The sequence below is a fragment of the Nonomuraea sp. MTCD27 genome (assembly GCF_041950495.1).
In the GTDB taxonomy this organism is placed as follows: Bacteria; Actinomycetota; Actinomycetes; order Streptosporangiales; family Streptosporangiaceae; genus Nonomuraea.
This window is the reverse complement of the sequence record NZ_JBGNUW010000021.1, coordinates 142,259-157,628: the sequence shown is the minus strand read 5'-3', so window position 1 is coordinate 157,628 and position 15,370 is coordinate 142,259. Positions and strand designations below refer to the sequence as shown.

Here is a 15,370-nt window from a genome sequence, read left to right as displayed (position 1 = left end):
CCTGGTGCCGTTCGGCCTGTTCGGTGCGGGCGCGGCGACGCTGGGCCCGCTCGGCACGGTGCCGCTCGGCCGGCTGGTCTCCCACGGCGGCGCCGCGCCGCTGATCGCGTTGCTCGATGCGGGAGGCCCCGCTCCTGCTGGTGCTGGACGAGCCGACCGCCTCCCTCGACGCCCCGGCCGAGAGCGCCGTCTTCGCCCGCTACGCCGAGGCCGCCCGCCGCCACCCCGGGACCGTCACGCTGCTGGTCACCCACCGCTTCCCCACGGTGCGGACGGCGGACCTGATCGTCGTGCTCGACGGCGGCCGGGTCGTCCAGCGTGGCACCCACGACGACCTCGTCGCCCGCCCCGGCCCGTACGCCGAGCTGCATGCCATCCAGCGCGACGCCTTCACGGCGGCCGACGGGCTGTGACGCGGGGAGCGCCGCGGGTCATCGCGAGGCCCGCCGGAGCCTGAGCAGGGGTGCTGGTGAGCATGCCGCCACGCCGAGGACCGGTGCCCGGCACGCTCATGACGGGCATCGGCATCGCCGGGGGAAGCCGGGAAACGCGACGAGCGCGCGTCCCGTTCGGGGACGCGCGCTCGTCGCGTTCAGGGAAGGCGGGGGAACCCCCTCGGCCGGAGTCCGTCAGGCGCGGTACTGCGGGTAGCCGTAGCCGACGACCTGGGACTTCGGACGGATGCGCTCCTCGACCCGGCCGTTGCCGGTGTTGCCCTCGATCGTGGAGATGGTGCCGTTCTGGTTGTCCTTCACGACGAACCCGACGTGCTGGATGTCGCTGAGGCTCTTGCCGCCGTCCCAGGAGAAGAAGACCACGGCGCCGGGCTTGGCGACGGTGCCGAAGCGGTGGTTGGCGGCGAACCACTTGGCGTGGGCGACGGTGTAGGCGTCCCAGCCGACCTGCGGGCGGGCGCCGGTCTGCTCGCCGACCCAGGAGACGAACATCGAGCACCAGGCGGCGTTCAGGTACGCGGCGCGGTTGCCGCCGTCACGGGCGACGGTCTCGGCGGCGCGCTTGGAGGCGGCGTACCACTGCTGGTACTTGGTGCCGCCGCCGTAGGCGTTCTCGGAGGTGCCGACCTGGGCCCTGGCGAGGGCGAGGACCTGGTCCGCGGTGACGTTGACCTTGGTCTCCTCCACCCTGTCGCCGGCCTTGTGGGCGGCGATGGCGGTGTCCGGGTGCCTGGCGGCGGTGGCCGCGGCGACGCCGGTGGCGGTGTCGGCATTGGCGGCTACGGCGTTGGCGCCGAGGGCCGAGGCGATGACGGTGGCGCCGAGGACGGCGCGGGCGATGGTGGTCTTCGAGGCAGCGGAAATACGGTGCTTGGCCATCGAGGGGGTTACTCCTTGCTTCCATGCCGCTTACCGGGTTAGCTGACGGGTTCGGGCGTGGAAGCTGCCCTACGGCACCGGAGTGCCGATTCACCCCAAAGGACATGGGTCCCCGGTTCCGCGCGGACGCGGATTCAGCGGTCACAGGGCGATCCTGTGATTTGTCGTGCGATGGTCAGACATAGCCGGACAAACCGGACGTATGCCTCAAGTTGCCCCATAAGGTAATACATGAGGCAAGAGGATTACAAATCCATAAAAGCGCGGCTAGGCAAGTTGCCTGCGTGCGTCGGCCAGAAGCCCCATCATGGCAAGGGATTCGTCAAGCGGCATGATCGAGGATTCGGTCCTGCCTTCGGCCGTGGCGGCGCGGACTTCGCGGAGCTCTCCGGCGTATCCGTTGTCCGCCGGATCGAGCACGTGCTCTTCCGGCTCCATGGAGGGCCCGGTGAGCAGGATCCGCTGCGGGGCCCAGAACGGCGCCTGGATGTCCGCCCGCATCTGAGTACCTACAACACTGGCCTGGTTAGGGTAATTCCCCAGCAATGAGGTGGCCACGAGAGCATGCCTGCCACCGGGGTAGAGCAATACGCCGGCCGCCTCCGCGTCCACCCCGTTCGGGGCCAGGGAGCCGGTGATGCGCAGGTCAGCGGGCATGCCCAGGAGGAGCTGGGCCAGGCCGAACGGGTAGATCCCCAGGTCGAGCAGCGCGCCGCCGCCCAGCTCCGGCGCCCACAGCCGGTGCGCCGGGTCGTACGGCAGGGCGAAGCCGAAGCTGGCCTGCACGGAGCGGATCTCGCCGAAGCGCGGGTCGGTCGCGATCCGCCGGACGAGGGGGTTGAACCTCATCCACATGGCCTCCATCAGGAACACGCCCGCCTCGCGCGCCAGGCGCACCATCTTCTCCGCGTCGTCCACGGTCGCCGCCAGCGGCTTCTCGCAGAGCACGGCCTTGCCCGCGGCGATGGCGGCCTCGGCCACCCGCAGGTGCTGCGCGTGCGGCGTCGCGACGTAGATCGCGTCCACCGCCGGGTCGGCGCACAGCTGCTCATAAGAGCCGTACGCCGACTCCGCCCCCAAAGTCGTGGCCAGGGCCTGCGCCCTGGCGAGGTTCCTGGATCCGACGGCGGCCACCCGCATCCCGGGCTCCGCCACGATGGCGGCCCCCACGGTACGCGCGATGCCGCCGGTCGCCGCAATTCCCCATGTGAAATCTTGCACGCGGCAGATCGTATCCGGATGGTAAAAGGTGACTTATGGCGGCGTCATGTAACGGTAATTCCTTTACGTCACATGAGCCACTCCGGTCACTCACGTCATGTTGAAAGTCTCGGGATCGGGGCCGATGCGCCTGCTCCTGTTCATCGCGCCGATGGCCGCCATGTCCTCGGCGTCGAGGATGAAGCTGAACACGTCGATGTTCTCGGCGATCCGCGCGGGCGTCACGGACTTGGGGATGACCACGTTGCCGAGCTGCAGGTGCCACCGGAGCACGATCTGCGCGGGCGTCTTGCCGTACTTCTCCGACAGCACCGCCAGCGCCGGGTCCGCGAGCAGCCCCTTGCCCTGCCCGAGCGGGCTCCACGCCTCGGTGAGGATGCCGTTGGCCTCGTGGAAGGCCCGCATCTCCCGCTGCTGCAGGTAGGGGTGGAGCTCGATCTGGTTGATGGCCGGGGTGATGTCGGTCTCGTCCATGAGCCGGGTGAGCGTGTCGACGGTGAAGTTGGACGTGCCGATGGCCCTGGCCCGGCCGTCACGGTAGATCTTCTCCATCGCCTTCCACGCCTGCACGTACTTGTCCTGCTTCGGCACCGGCCAGTGGATGAGGAAAAGATCTACGTGGTCGAGGCCCAGCCGGGTCAGGCACTCGTCGAAGGCCGCCTCCGCGCGGGCGTGGTCGCCGTTCCACAGCTTCGTGGTCACGAATACCTTCTCGCGGGGCAGCCCGCTCGCGAGCACGGCCCGCCCCACGCCCTCCTCGTTGCCGTAGGCCGCGGCGGTGTCGACGTGCCGGTAGCCCGCTTTGAGCGCGGTCGCGACCGCGTGCTCGGCCTCGTCGGCCGGTACCTGCCAGACGCCGTACCCGAGCTGCGGGATCTGCACGCCGTCGCTGTTGAGCATGAGCGAATTCATACCCTCCATTGTTCACGTCGCGTTTCTGAGGGCTTAAGCCGGTGGGGCTAGCTTGAAGCGGTCGTGAACGGGCCATCACCCCGCTGGGAGGGCAAGGAGTGGTCGAACAGGCGTCGGCCTGGGTGGAGTCCCCGCTCCAGATGCTGTGCGCCGTCGAGGCCCACCACGCCGGGCTCCTCGGACCCGCGACGGCCATTGTGCCACGTGCGGGCCTGCGGCCCCTGAAGGCCACGCGGCGCGAGCTGCGCGCCCTGGGGCTCCCGGAGGGCCTCGAGCTGGCCGAGCCGCGCGAGCGCATGCCCAGGCGCGTGCAGGCGGTCGGAGACGCCTTCTCCGGCAAGGTCCAGCTGCGCTGGCTCACCTCCAGGCCCGGCCACATCGTCATCGTGGACGACGGGCTGGCCACGCTCCGGCTGCTGGAGCTGCTCGCCGCCGGCCCGTACCGCCCGCTGCTGCGCGCCCGCGCCCAGCCCACCCGGCTGCGTGCCGCGCTGGGCGTGGCGGCCGCGCTCCGGCTGCGCATGAGCAAGGTGTCGGTCTTCACCGCCCTGTCCGTGGACGACAAGCTCGAGGAGGCCGTCCGCCGCGCCGGGGTCGACCTCGTCCGCCACGACTTCGCCTGGTTGCGCGCCCAGCCGCTCAGCGCCGAGGGCCCCGCCGAGCGCACGGTCGTGCTCGGCACCTCGCTCGTCCGCAACGGCCTGGTGCACCGCGACCACTACCTGCGCTGGCTGACGGACCTGGCCGCGCGCGAGCCGCTGGCCTACTACCCGCACCGCCGCGAGGACCCCGTGGACGTCGCGCTGATCCGGGAGCGCCCCGGCATCACCGTCCACGACGCCGGCGTGCCCGCCGAGCTGACGCTGCGCGGGCTGGACGCCGGGCAGCGCGTGCTCAGCCTTCCCTCGACCGCGATCACCTCGCTGCGGGTGCTGCTCAGCCCGCGCGGTGTCGCCGTCGAGCCCGTGGACGTTCCCGATGACTGGTGGACCAGCAGGGCGGCCCCCGCCCTGCGATCACATTTGACTGGAGTGTCCGGGTGAGAGTGTTGGCGGTCGCCGACTCCGACTCGTATCTGAAATGGGCGGCCTGCCTGCTCGGTGACCTGCCTTCGGGCTGCGTGACAGAGCTGGTCGTGGTGCGCACCCCGATCGCCCCCTCGCCGGAGCAGATCGCCGCCGCAGTGGGCGGGCGGGAGGCGCCGCCGGTGCTGTCCGCGCGCTCCGTGCGGCGGCTGGCCGAGCGGACGCAGCCCGACGTCATCCTGGTGGCCTGCACGGGCCCGGTGGTGGACGTGCTGGTGGCCGAGGTGCTCAACGGGCTGCGCCCGCGGCCGGTGTTCGCCAGCGGGCTGCCGGGCATCTCGGTGCCGGCGACGGAGAAGGCATGGTTGTTCCGCAGCGGCTGCGACCTGTTCGTGGTGCACAGCGAGCGGGAGGTGGCCGAGTTCTCCGAGATCGCCGCCCGGCTCGGCGGGGGAGGGGCGGTGGGCCTGGCCCGGCTGCCGTTCCTGCGGCCCGAGCTGACCTCGCGGGGCGGCAACCGGGTGGTCTTCGCCACCCAGGCCAAGGTGCCGCGCGAGCGGGAGCAGCGCGAGCGGATCCTGCAGTCGCTGGCCGAGCTGGCCGGGCGGCGGCCGGACCTGGACGTGGTGGTCAAGCTGCGCGCGCTGGAGGACGAGCGGCAGACGCACAACGAGCGCCACCACTACCAGCGGCTGTGGCGGGAGATGGGCGAGCCGGGCCGGCTGGCGTTCGAGGCCGGCTCGATGCACGACCAGCTGGAGCGGGCGGCCGGGTTCGTCACGGTGAGCTCGACGGCGGCGCTGGAGGCCATCGCCATGGGCGTGCCGTCCCTGGTGCTGAGCGACTTCGGCGTGAGCGCCGAGATGATCAACCTGGTGTTCGAGGGCAGCGACCTGCTCGGCACGCTCGACGAGCTGGCCGCGGGCGGCTTCCACGACGCCTCGCCGGCCTGGTGCGCGGCCAACTACTTCCACCCGGCCGAGCGCAACGACTGGGCGGGGCTGCTGACCGGGCTGGCGATCGCCAGGCCGCGGGTGCCCGCCAGGTCGCTGCTCGACGGGCCGGAGCACGCGGCGGGGCGGCGCAGGGCCCGCCTCCGGGTGGAGGTGCCGCCCAAGATGCTCCGGGCGGGATACAAGGCCAAGCGCCGCATGCGCCGCTACCTCAGATCGCTGACCTGATCTTCCTGCGGATCCTGGTGAGGGCGCTGGGCTTGTCGGCGAAGCCCAGCGTCTCCAGGCGCTTGCGCTTGAAGTAGCGCGGATCGAAGTCGATGCTGTCCGGCCGCAGGTCCGGGTAGGTGTCGGCCTGCATGCAGTAGCCCACCGCCCGCACCAGCGCCGGCAGGTCCGTGACCGGCGGGCGGTCGAGGCCGCCCTCCGCCGTCAGCCGGGGCAGCAGCGCGTCCACGATCGTGGCCGGGATTCGGTTGCTGTTCTCGTACGGGGTCAGCCGCTCCAGCACCAGGTCCGCGCCGTACGACGCCACCGGCAGCCCGAAGTAGCGCTGCGCGGTCACCAGCCCGGTGGAGAAGCAGCCCACGACCAGCTCGGGCCGCAGCGCCGCGAAGCAAACCTCGGCCGGCACGCTCTCCCCGGCCACCGACAGGCGCACCCCTAACGAGCCGGCGGCGGCGCGCAGGAGCTGGGCGTGCCGCCGCCCGGCGGCCGGGTGCGGCTTGAAGACGACGTTGGTGCAGCCGCGGGCGGCCAGGGCCTTGAGCATCGTCTCGTGCAGCCCCGCCTCCTCCTCCGGCGTGACGATCTCCAGCGCCGACAGGTACTGGCCGAGGATGATCGCCTGCCCGGCCAGCATGTCGGGGGCGGTGGCGGTGACCTCGTGCACGATCGACAGGAACCGCTCGTCGGGCAGGATCTCGGGGGCGACGCCGTACTCGCTGAGCAGCAGCGGCTTCAGCCCCGGCACCAGGTCCAGGTGGATCAGGCGGCCGATGCGGCGGAAGATCTCCGCGGGCAGCGGGTCGCGGGTGGGGCCGTAGCTCATCAGCCCGTCGGAGTAGACCGTGATCGGGCAGTCGCGCACCAGCCCCGCGATCGTGCGGGCCGGCGGCACCGCGATCGACTCCAGCACCAGCTCCTCGACGCCCTCCAGGCCCCAGTGGGAGCTGATGAGGCGCTCCATCATCGGCACCTCGATGACGCGCGCCCGCCAGTCCGACGGGTGCAGCGGCGCGATGAGCTCGTTCCACGAGTGCACCTCGTCGAAGCGCGAGCGCAGCACGGCGAAGCCGGGCGTCTTGTCCAGCGGCGTGGCCACCTCGGGGATGGCCGCGTTGGTGGACACGACGAGCACGCGGCGGCCGTCGCCGAAGCGGCCGTCGTCGATCGCGGCCGCCAGCGACATCGCCCCGAACAGGGTTGAGGCGTAGAAGAGCTTCACCTAGGACTCCTCCCGGTCACGGCGGACCCGGACGTGCTGGCTTGGGGGCAGGTCGGGCACCAGGGCCCGCAACGTGGCCTCGCGTTCGACGGACATCCGCGCCACCGACTCGGCCACCAGCTCCGGCGGCAGCACCCGCACCATCTGCGCGCCGCGTTCCTCGAAGCGGGCCCGCAGCGCCGGGGTGAACCGGTCGCCGATCTCCAGGTGGTGGGCGAGCAGGGCGCAGAAGTTGCGGGCCGCCTTGGGCAGGAACTCCGGCTCCAGGTCCTTCAGGACCAGCTCGAACGCGTCGAAGAAATGCAGCTGGCGCTCGTCGCCCACCTGCGTCAGCGAGCCGGACACCAACCGCCGGTAGAACACCCCGGCCAGCGACACCACCGCGAACGAGGCCGCCTCCCGGTGCAGCCGCCAGATCCACGGCCGGTCCTCCGCGGTGTGCAGGGAGCCGGGGAAGTGCAGCAGGTCGCCCAGGGAGCGGCGGTAGATCCCCGCCCACGCGTACGGGTAGTCCACCATGGTCCGCACGCTCGCGGGCAGGATGGCGTCGCGGGGATCGAGCACCACGCCCCGCCGCGCCAGCGGAGCGCGGTGCACGACCCGTTTACGGCCCTCGACCTGCACGTGGTCGGCGCGTACGAAGTCGCAGCCGAGCCCGTCGATCGCCTCGACGAGCCGCGTCAGGTAGCCGGGGGCGAGCCAGTCGTCACCGTCCATGAACGTGACGTACCGGCCCGTCGCGGCCGACAGGCCCGTGTTGCGCGCGTCCGCCAGCCCCACCGGAGCGGGGTTGCGGACCACGGTCAGCCCGGGGAGGTCACCGGCGAAGTCGTCGATGATGTCCCCCGTGGCGTCCACGGACCCGTCGTTCACGACGATGAACTCGAAGTCGTGGCGCGCGTTGCGGGACAGGGAGGTGAGCGCGTCGGCGATGAAGCGCTCGCCGTCCCGTACGGGCACGACGACCGAGAGCGTGATCAATGTGCGTTTCTCCTGATGGGAACGGTCAGACGGTCACCCGGCGCAGGCGGGCCTTCGGAGCCTCCTCGCCGGGGAAGACGCGCTTGACGCCGTCGCCCATGGCCTGCTCGATGATGCGGATGTCGCGGACCAGGTGCTCCAGCCCGGACGGCTCCAGCGAGGCGGCGTGGTCGGAGCCCCACATCGTCCGGTCGAGGGTGATGTGCCGCTCCACGCAGACCGCTCCGAGCGTGACGGCGGCCAGGGAGATCTGCAGACCGCGCTCGTGCCCGGAATAGCCTACGGGGACACCGTACCGCTCCTTGAGCGTGGTGATCGTCCGCAGGTTCGCCTCCTCGGGAGGCAGCGGGTACGTGGACGTCGCGTGCATCATGATCAGCTTCTCGGTGCCGAGGATCTCGACGGCCGCGTCGATCTCCGACAGCGTGGACATGCCGGTCGAGAGCATGATCGGCTTGCCGGTGGCGGCCAGGGCGCGCAGCAGCTCGTGGTCGGCCACGCTGGCCGAGGCCACCTTGTGCACCAGGACGTCCATCTCCTCCAGGAACTCCACCGACGGCACGTCCCACGGCGAGGCGAACCAGTGCAGCCCGCGCTCGTCGCAGTATTTAGCGATCTGCCGGTACTCGTCCCGGCCGAACTCGGTGCGCTCCTTGTACTCCAGGTACGTCATCTCGCCCCACGGCGTCTGCCTGATCTGGCCCTTCTGCTCCTCGGGCACGCAGATCGCGGGGGTGCGCTTCTGGAACTTGACCGCCTGGCAGCCGGCGTCGGCCGCCACGTCGATGAGCTGCCTGGCCAGGTCGAGGTCGCCGTTGTGGTTGATGCCGATCTCGCCGATGACGTACACCGGCTCGCCGTGGCCCACCATCACCTCGCCGATCGCCACCGGGCCGAGGCGGGGCCGCGTGCGGATCTCCGAGGCGGGCGCGGCGGGCAGCTCGGGCCGGGCGGCCACCACCCGGTCGCACAGCTCGCGCACCGCGCCGGAACCGCCGGGCCTGGTCAGCACCACGCGGGCGGCGGCGCGCACCCGCGGGTGCGCGTCGGGGGTGGCGACCGGCCAGCCGACCTCCGCCATCGGGCCCAGGTCGTTGACGTCGTTGCCGACGTAGGCCACGCGGGCCGGGTCGAGGCCCTCGATGCTCAGCCAGTCGCGCAGCACGGTCCGCTTGTCGGCCAGCCCCTGCAGCACGGGCACGCCGAGCTTGCGGGCGCGGGCGGCCACCACCGGGTTCTGCTCGGTGGACATGACCAGCACCTTCACGCCGGACCGCTTGAGCAGCGCGACGCCCATGCCGTCGGAGCGGTTGACCAGCACCATCTCGCGGCCGTCGGAGTCGACGTAGGCGCGGTCGTCGGTGTGCACGCCGTCGAAGTCGGTGATGACGGCGTCCACGTCGATCGGCTCGGGCGTGTCGATGAACGGGGCGAGCGCGCGCACGAGCTCCAGGTCCTCCGGGTTGTCGATCTCGATGGCGTGCTTGGTGGGCACCGGCTGGACGGCGATCTCGCCGAAGAAGCGGTGGCCGTGCTCGCGCAGGCCGGCGGTGCGCATGACGTAGAAGGCGCCGTTCTCGCGGAACTCCGGCGCGCGGTCCTGACGGCGCTGCCTGACGGCCGGGTCGTGGTTGATGCCGCCGCCGGTCGCCGTCCACAGGAACTCGTGCGTGGGCAGCCCGGACACGACGGAGTCGGCCTCGCCGTCGAGCACCTTGCGCACCGCCGCCGACAGGTCGTCGGGGTCGATGAACGCGCTGGTGGCCTGCACCAGCACGACGACCTCAGGGTCCTCGCCCAGGGCGTCGAGCGCGTGCAGCACCGCGGACTCGCTGGAGGCGGTCGCGCCGCTCAGCTCCGCCGGGCGCTCCACCACGATCGCGCCCGCCTCCCTGGCGGTCTCGGCGATCCCGTCGTGGTCGGTGCTGACCACGACCTGGTCCACCAGCTCGGCGCGCAGGCAGGCCCGCACCGCCCGGGTGACCAACGGGACGCCCCCCACCAGGGCGAGGTTCTTCAGGGGTACGCCCGCCGAACCTCCGCGGGCGGGAACTACGGCCAGGACTCGCAAGGTGTGTCTCCTCAGTGCATCGGATTGCACCCAGAAGCTAGAGGGCTGGATTGAACGGCCAGCGTCACCGTCATTAACTTTCCATGGGGATCCGGTAGAGCAACTCTGGCCGACCCACTCCGCCGTACTGCGGGATGCGGGCCGCCACACCCAGCTCGACCAGGTATTCCAGGTAGCGCCGGGCCGTCACACGGGACACCCCGATCGCCTCGGCCACGGCCTGCGCGCCCATCCCGTGCGGGTGCTGCCGCAACCGTGCCACCACGGTGTCCAGGGTGTCCCGCGCCATGCCTTTGGGCAGCTCCGAGGGGCCGCGCAGGGCGCCCAGCAACCGGTCCACGTCGCCCTGCCCGACCGCCAGGCCGGCCTCCTCCTTGAACCGGGCGTAACGCGTGAGCTTCTCGGCGAGTGTCGCGTACGTGAACGGCTTGAGCAGGTACTGGGAGATCCCCAGCGACACCGCTGAACGCACCATGGCCAGATCGCGCGCGGAGGTGACGGCGATCACGTCGCACATCAGGCCGGCCGCGCGCACCGCCCGGCACACCTCCAGCCCGTGCATGTCGGGCAGGTACAGGTCGAGCAGGATGAGGTCCACGGGCCGATCCCTGGGCCGCCCGCGCAGGAAGCGCAGCGCCTCCTGGCCCGACCGGACCACCCCGGCCACCTCGAACCCGGGCACCCGCTCCACGTAGATGCGGTTGGCCTCGGCGGTGATCTCCTCGTCCTCGACCACCAGAACGGAGATGACCGGGCCCGAGCCCGGCACCGGGACGGTCATGATCGGGGCAGCCTCACCGTGAACGTCGAGCCCGCCACCTCGATCGTGCCGCCCAGCCGCCGCACCGCCTGCCCCACCAGCGCCAGGCCCAGCCCGTGCCCGTCGCCCTTGGTGGTCCAGCCCTTCTCGAAGGCCGCCGGGCCGGTCAGCCCGGGCCCGTCGTCGGACACCCTGATCACCACGCCCCGCTCGTCCCCGCTCAGGTGCACCTCCGCCCGGGAGGCCGCGTCGAACGCGTTGTCGATCAGGTTGCCCACGATCGTGACCAGCTCGCGCGGGTCGAGGCCCGGGTCGTCCAGCTCGCTGTCCTGACTGATGACCAGCTCACTCCCGCGCTCGGCCGCCTCGGCGCTCTTGCCCAGCAGCAGCGCCGCCAGCACCGGCTCGCGTACCGAGCCCACCACCCGGTCGGTCAGCTCCTGCGCGGCCCGCAGCTCCGCGGTGCCCAGGGCCACCGCCTGCTCGGTGCGGCCCAGCTCCACCAGCGTGATGACGGTGTGCAGCCGGTTGGCCGACTCGTGCGCGGCCGAGCGCAGCGAGTCGGCGAAGCCGCGCTCGGCGTCGAGCTCGCCGGTCAGCGCCTGCAGCTCGGTGTGGTCACGTACGGTGACGACCGTGCCGAGCCTGCTGGCGGCGCTGTTGACGGCCAGCACCCGGTCGCCGACCAGGTGGACCCGCTCCTCGCCGGCGGTGAGCACCTCGGCCAGGCCCAGCTCGCGCACGTGCCGGCCCTCGGCGTCGGCGGGCAGGCCGAGCAGCAGCCGGGCCGCGTCGTTGCACAGCGTCAGCGTGCCGTCCCGGCCCACCAGCAGCAGGCCCTCCCTGACGGCGTGCAGGACCGCGTCGTGGTGCTCGTGGATGCGGCCCAGCTCCACCGGGCCAAGGCCGTGCGTCTGGCGGCGCAGCCGGGCGGTGACCAGCCAGGTGCCCGCCGCGCCCAGGGACAGCGCGAGCGCGACGAGCAGCGCGCCCCAGGCGAGCTGGTCGCGCAACCTGCCGCTGATCCGGTCGATCGTGATGCCGGCGCTGACCAGCGCGCGCACCCGCCCGTCCGCCATGACCGGCGTGACCGCCCGCCTGGAGGCGCCGAGCGTGCCGGTGTAGGTCTCGGTGAACGTCTCGCCCGCCAGGGCCCGCCCGGTGTGCCCGAGGAACCGCTTGCCGATCTCGGTCCGGTTCGGGTGGGTGTAGCGGGTGCCGTCGGGCTTCATGATGGTGACGAAGTCGACCCCGGTCGCCGTGCGCACGCGCTCCGCGTACGGCTGCAGCCGCGTGCTCGGGTCCGCCTCGTCCAGGGCGTCCAGCACGTCCGGGGAGGCCGCCACGCTGACCGCGACGGCGCTCGCCGTGCGGCCCGCCTCCTCGGTGAGCAGCTCGCGGGCCTGCACCAGGGCGAGCGCCGCGCCGCCCGCCACGGTGACGGCGACCACGAGCAGTTGCAGGACGAGCATCTGCCCCGCCAGGCTCCAGCGCCGCATCTGACATCTCTTTCGTGAACGAAACTTACTCAATAGTGACCTGCATCACTGGTGAGCCGCATAGTCGCACATCAAGAAGGTCCCTCCCAAAAAGCCGGAGAACCCCCCTATGCGCGATCGCACTCGCTATCTCTACCTGGCCGTCATCGTGGCGGTCCTGCTCGGGATCCTGGTCGGCTTCATCTGGCCGGACGTGGGCAAGGAGCTCAAACCCCTCGGCACCGGTTTCGTCGCGCTGATCCAGATGGTGATCGGTCCCATCATCTTCTGCACGATCGTGCTCGGGATCGGCTCGGTGCGCCAGGCCGCCAAGGTCGGCAAGGTCGGCGGCCTCGCCCTCGGCTACTTCATCGTCATGTCCACAGTAGCGCTGGTCATCGGCCTGGTCGTGGGCAACCTCATCGACCCCGGCTCCGGGCTGCAGCTCACCGACACCGCCCGGCAGGCCGCCGAGGCGGAGGCGGCCAAGGGGGCGGACGCCAGCACGGTCGACTTCCTGCTCGGCATCATCCCCGAGACGGTGGTGTCGGCGCTGACCGACGGCTCCGTGCTGCAGGCGCTGCTGGTCGCGCTGCTGACCGGGTTCGCGCTGCAGGCCATGGGGCCCAAGGGCGCGCCGATCCTGCGCGGGGTGGAGCACTTCCAGCGGCTCGTGTTCCGCATCCTCGCCATGATCATGTGGGCGGCGCCGGTGGGCGCGTTCGGGGCGATCGCGGCCGTCGTGGGCGCCACCGGCATCGAGGCGCTCAAGAGCCTGGCCATCATCATGGTCGCCTTCTACGTGACGTGTCTGCTGTTCGTCGGCGTGGTGCTGGGCACGATCCTGTGGCTGGTCGCCCGGATCAACCTGTGGTCGCTGCTGCGCTACCTGGGCCGCGAGTTCCTGCTGATCCTGTCCACGTCGTCGTCGGAGACGGCCCTGCCCAGGCTCATCGCCAAGATGGAGCACCTGGGCGTGAGCAAGACCGTGGCGGGCATCACCGTGCCGACCGGCTACTCCTTCAACCTCGACGGCACCGCGATCTACCTGACCATGGCCACGCTGTTCATCGCCACCGCCACGGGGTCGCCGCTGGAGTTCGGGGAGCAGGTGGCGCTGCTGCTGTTCATGATGATCGCGTCCAAGGGCGCGGCGGGCGTGACCGGGGCGGGGCTGGCCACGCTGGCCGGCGGCCTGCAGGCGCACCGGCCCGAGCTGGTGGACGGCGTGGGCCTCATCGTGGGCATCGACCGGTTCATGTCCGAGGCCAGGGCACTGACGAACTTCGCCGGCAACGCCGTGGCCACCGTACTCGTCGGCACCTGGACCGGGGAGTTCGACCGGGAGCGGGCCGACCGCGTGCTGGCCGGGCAGGCGCCGTTCGACGAGGCCACGCTGCTGGACGACGACGACGCCGGGACCGGGACCGGCGGGGACACGGGCGACGAACCGCGCGAACCCGCCAAGCAGATGTCCCCCGCCTGACGCCCCACGACCGCCGCCCGGCGTCCTGCCGGACGCCCCCACAACGGCCGCCCGGCGCCCTGCCTGACGGCCCCACGACCGGCTGCGACGGGCCTCCCCTGCCGGAGGCCCCATCGCGGCCGCTCCGGCTCTCCCCGCCGAGAGGCGGCCCGCTCCTCATCAGGACCCCCAGCCGAAGTGCGGTGGGAGAGAGCCTGCGGGACGACGAAAGCGCCGGACTTCTGGAAAAGGCCGCTCAGACGGCCGGAAGGCGCAGGACGAACCTGGCGCCTCCCCTGAAGTCCTCCACGCAGATCTGGCCGCGGTGCGCCATCGCCACGTCCCGCGCGATGGCCAGGCCCAGCCCGGTGCCGCCGGCGTCGCGGCTGCGGGCGGCGTCCAGGCGGGTGAAGCGCTCGAAGATGCGCTCGCGGTCCTCCACGGCTATCTCCATGCCGTCGTTCTCCACCGCCAGCACCGCCGTGCCGCCGTCCCTGTGGCCGTCTCTGGGGGTGTCTCTGTGCCCGTCCCTGGGGCCCTCCCTGGAGACTTCCCGGGAGACCGTGACCCGGACCGTGTGCTCGGCGTGCCGCTGGGCGTTGTCCAGCAGGTTCGTCAGGACCCGGGCCAGCTGCAGGCGTACGCCCTCGACCACCACCCCCTCGGCCAGGTCCACGCGCACGGGGATCTTGTCGCTGCGTACCGCGAGCTCCTGGCGCACCAGGTCGGCCAGGTCGATGCGCTCCTTGGCCATGTCCACCCGGGAGCCGATCCTGGCCAGCAGCAGCAGGTCCGTGATGATCGCCTCCAGCCGGTCGGTGTCCCGCAGCGCGCTCTCGACCAGCGCCTCCATGTCGGTGTCGTCCGGGTAGAGCTGGGCGCTCTCCAGCTGGGCCCGCAGGCCGGCGATCGGGGTGCGCAGCTCGTGCGAGGCGTCGGAGGCGAACTGGCGCTGCTGCTGTGCGGAACGTTCCAGCCGGGCCAGCGTGCCGTTGACGGCGCGGGCGAGCTGGGCCACCTCGTCGTCGCCCGGCGGCTGCGAGACGCGGTGGCTGAGGTCGCCGGCGTGCACGGCGTCCAGCTCGGCGCGCATGGTCGCCACCGGTCTCAGCGCCCGGCCGGTGACCAGCCACGTCGCCCACGCGGCCAGCGCGATGAGCAGGGCCACCTCGGCGAGCACGATGACCTCGAGGGTCCGGCCGGCCAGCGCGTCGGGTGTGCTGCGGCCGGCGTAGACGATGGGGGAGTCGGAGTACATGGACACCCGCACCGCCGACAGGTGCACGCACTCGGTGGGCAGGCAGCTGGTGGTGTTGACCACCCGGTTCTCCGTGGTGGGGCGCACGTCGCTGAGCGGCGGCAGGTTCCTGGCCGCGTCACTGGTGGCCAGGAACCGCCCGTCGGGCCCGACGATCTGGATCAGGTCCACCGACGGGTCGGGCAGCGGGATGGAGGCGCCCATGGGCAGGGCGCCCCCGCGCATCTCGTACGCGATCCGCTCGGCGGTGTCCCTGGTGGCGTTGTAGACGCTGGCGGCGATCAGGGCCCGCGCGGTGAGGATGCCGCCGATGGCCACGGGGATCAGCACGAGGGCCGCTACAGCCGTCGCGATGAGGGTGACGCGTCCGCGCAGGGACCTGGCCCACCAGGGTGCCACTCCCCGAGGTTACCGAGCGTGATTGCTGCCATTTGTCGGGTATTTGCCGGGTAGAGGGAAAGATTC

General features: G+C 71.8%; 13 protein-coding genes and 1 riboswitch. Of the genes, 4 read left to right on the top strand and 9 right to left on the bottom strand.

The window, feature by feature from the left end; all coding sequences use genetic code 11:
- The first annotated feature begins 116 nt into the window (after positions 1-116).
- Positions 117-413: a hypothetical protein gene (locus ACBJ59_RS46725; RefSeq protein ID WP_375116528.1), complete on the top strand. Its 297-nt coding sequence runs from the start codon at positions 117-119 to the stop codon at positions 411-413.
- Between the two features lie 216 nt (positions 414-629).
- Here the strand turns inward: ACBJ59_RS46725 and ACBJ59_RS46720 are convergent, their stop codons facing one another.
- The 3 genes from ACBJ59_RS46720 to ACBJ59_RS46710 all read right to left on the bottom strand — a co-directional run bounded on the left by ACBJ59_RS46720 (position 630) and on the right by ACBJ59_RS46710 (position 3,467).
- On the bottom strand, positions 630-1,334 hold the full coding sequence (locus ACBJ59_RS46720) for a CHAP domain-containing protein (protein ID WP_375116527.1): 705 nt from the start codon (positions 1,332-1,334) through the stop codon (positions 630-632).
- Positions 1,335-1,346: 12 nt separating this feature from the next.
- Positions 1,347-1,484: riboswitch (cyclic di-AMP (ydaO/yuaA leader) on the bottom strand.
- A 117-nt stretch (positions 1,485-1,601) separates the two neighbouring features.
- Entirely contained in the window at positions 1,602-2,555 is a 954-nt protein-coding gene (locus ACBJ59_RS46715) for a Gfo/Idh/MocA family protein (RefSeq protein ID WP_375116526.1), read from the bottom strand.
- Positions 2,556-2,645: 90 nt separating this feature from the next.
- Positions 2,646-3,467, bottom strand: a complete 822-nt coding sequence (locus ACBJ59_RS46710; protein WP_375116525.1) for an aldo/keto reductase — start codon at positions 3,465-3,467, stop codon at positions 2,646-2,648.
- A gap of 98 nt (positions 3,468-3,565) precedes the next feature.
- On the opposite strand from ACBJ59_RS46710, the gene ACBJ59_RS46705 reads away from it, so the two are divergent.
- Both ACBJ59_RS46705 and ACBJ59_RS46700 read left to right on the top strand, forming a co-directional pair.
- Positions 3,566-4,510 (top strand): hypothetical protein, encoded by a 945-nt coding sequence (locus ACBJ59_RS46705; protein WP_375116524.1) that lies wholly within the window; start codon positions 3,566-3,568, stop codon positions 4,508-4,510.
- A complete protein-coding gene (locus ACBJ59_RS46700; protein WP_375116523.1) occupies positions 4,507-5,673 on the top strand; it encodes a DUF6716 putative glycosyltransferase in 1,167 nt (388 codons plus the stop codon). The genes ACBJ59_RS46705 and ACBJ59_RS46700 overlap by 4 nt, the downstream gene beginning before the upstream one ends.
- Here ACBJ59_RS46700 and ACBJ59_RS46695 read toward each other — a convergent pair.
- The 5 genes from ACBJ59_RS46695 to ACBJ59_RS46675 form a co-directional block, all read right to left on the bottom strand.
- On the bottom strand, positions 5,657-6,892 hold the full coding sequence (locus ACBJ59_RS46695) for a polysialyltransferase family glycosyltransferase (RefSeq protein ID WP_375116522.1): 1,236 nt from the start codon (positions 6,890-6,892) through the stop codon (positions 5,657-5,659). The two genes, ACBJ59_RS46700 and ACBJ59_RS46695, sit on opposite strands and share 17 nt — an antisense overlap.
- Positions 6,893-7,873 carry a glycosyltransferase family 2 protein gene (locus ACBJ59_RS46690; protein WP_375116521.1) on the bottom strand — a complete coding sequence of 327 codons (981 nt, stop codon included), beginning with the start codon at positions 7,871-7,873 and terminating at the stop codon, positions 6,893-6,895.
- Positions 7,874-7,898: 25 nt separating this feature from the next.
- On the bottom strand, positions 7,899-9,944 hold the full coding sequence (locus ACBJ59_RS46685; protein ID WP_375116520.1) for an N-acetylneuraminate synthase family protein: 2,046 nt from the start codon (positions 9,942-9,944) through the stop codon (positions 7,899-7,901).
- 73 nt (positions 9,945-10,017) lie between these two features.
- Complete coding sequence (locus ACBJ59_RS46680; protein ID WP_375116519.1) at positions 10,018-10,725, bottom strand: response regulator; 708 nt, start codon at positions 10,723-10,725, stop codon at positions 10,018-10,020.
- Positions 10,722-12,203 (bottom strand): ATP-binding protein, encoded by a 1,482-nt coding sequence (locus tag ACBJ59_RS46675; protein ID WP_375116518.1) that lies wholly within the window; start codon positions 12,201-12,203, stop codon positions 10,722-10,724. The genes ACBJ59_RS46680 and ACBJ59_RS46675 overlap by 4 nt, the downstream gene beginning before the upstream one ends.
- Positions 12,204-12,312: 109 nt before the next feature.
- On the opposite strand from ACBJ59_RS46675, the gene ACBJ59_RS46670 reads away from it, so the two are divergent.
- Entirely contained in the window at positions 12,313-13,668 is a 1,356-nt protein-coding gene (locus ACBJ59_RS46670; RefSeq protein ID WP_375116517.1) for a cation:dicarboxylate symporter family transporter, read from the top strand.
- Positions 13,669-13,903: 235 nt separating this feature from the next.
- On the opposite strand, the gene ACBJ59_RS46665 is transcribed toward ACBJ59_RS46670, so the two are convergent.
- Complete coding sequence (locus ACBJ59_RS46665; protein WP_375116516.1) at positions 13,904-15,304, bottom strand: ATP-binding protein; 1,401 nt, start codon at positions 15,302-15,304, stop codon at positions 13,904-13,906.
- Positions 15,305-15,370: the final 66 nt, after the last annotated feature.

Bases quoted from the DNA above. Each gene is read 5' to 3' on its own strand.
- ACBJ59_RS46720 (WP_375116527.1), bottom strand. From the start codon at position 1,334: ATGGCCAAGCACCGTATTTCCGCTGCCTCGAAGACCACCATCGCCCGC.
- ACBJ59_RS46680 (WP_375116519.1), bottom strand. From the start codon at position 10,725: ATGACCGTCCCGGTGCCGGGCTCGGGCCCGGTCATCTCCGTTCTGGTG.
- ACBJ59_RS46675 (WP_375116518.1), bottom strand. From the start codon at position 12,203: ATGCGGCGCTGGAGCCTGGCGGGGCAGATGCTCGTCCTGCAACTGCTC.
- ACBJ59_RS46725 (WP_375116528.1), top strand. From the start codon at position 117: ATGCGGGAGGCCCCGCTCCTGCTGGTGCTGGACGAGCCGACCGCCTCC.
- ACBJ59_RS46710 (WP_375116525.1), bottom strand. From the start codon at position 3,467: ATGAATTCGCTCATGCTCAACAGCGACGGCGTGCAGATCCCGCAGCTC.
- ACBJ59_RS46670 (WP_375116517.1), top strand. From the start codon at position 12,313: ATGCGCGATCGCACTCGCTATCTCTACCTGGCCGTCATCGTGGCGGTC.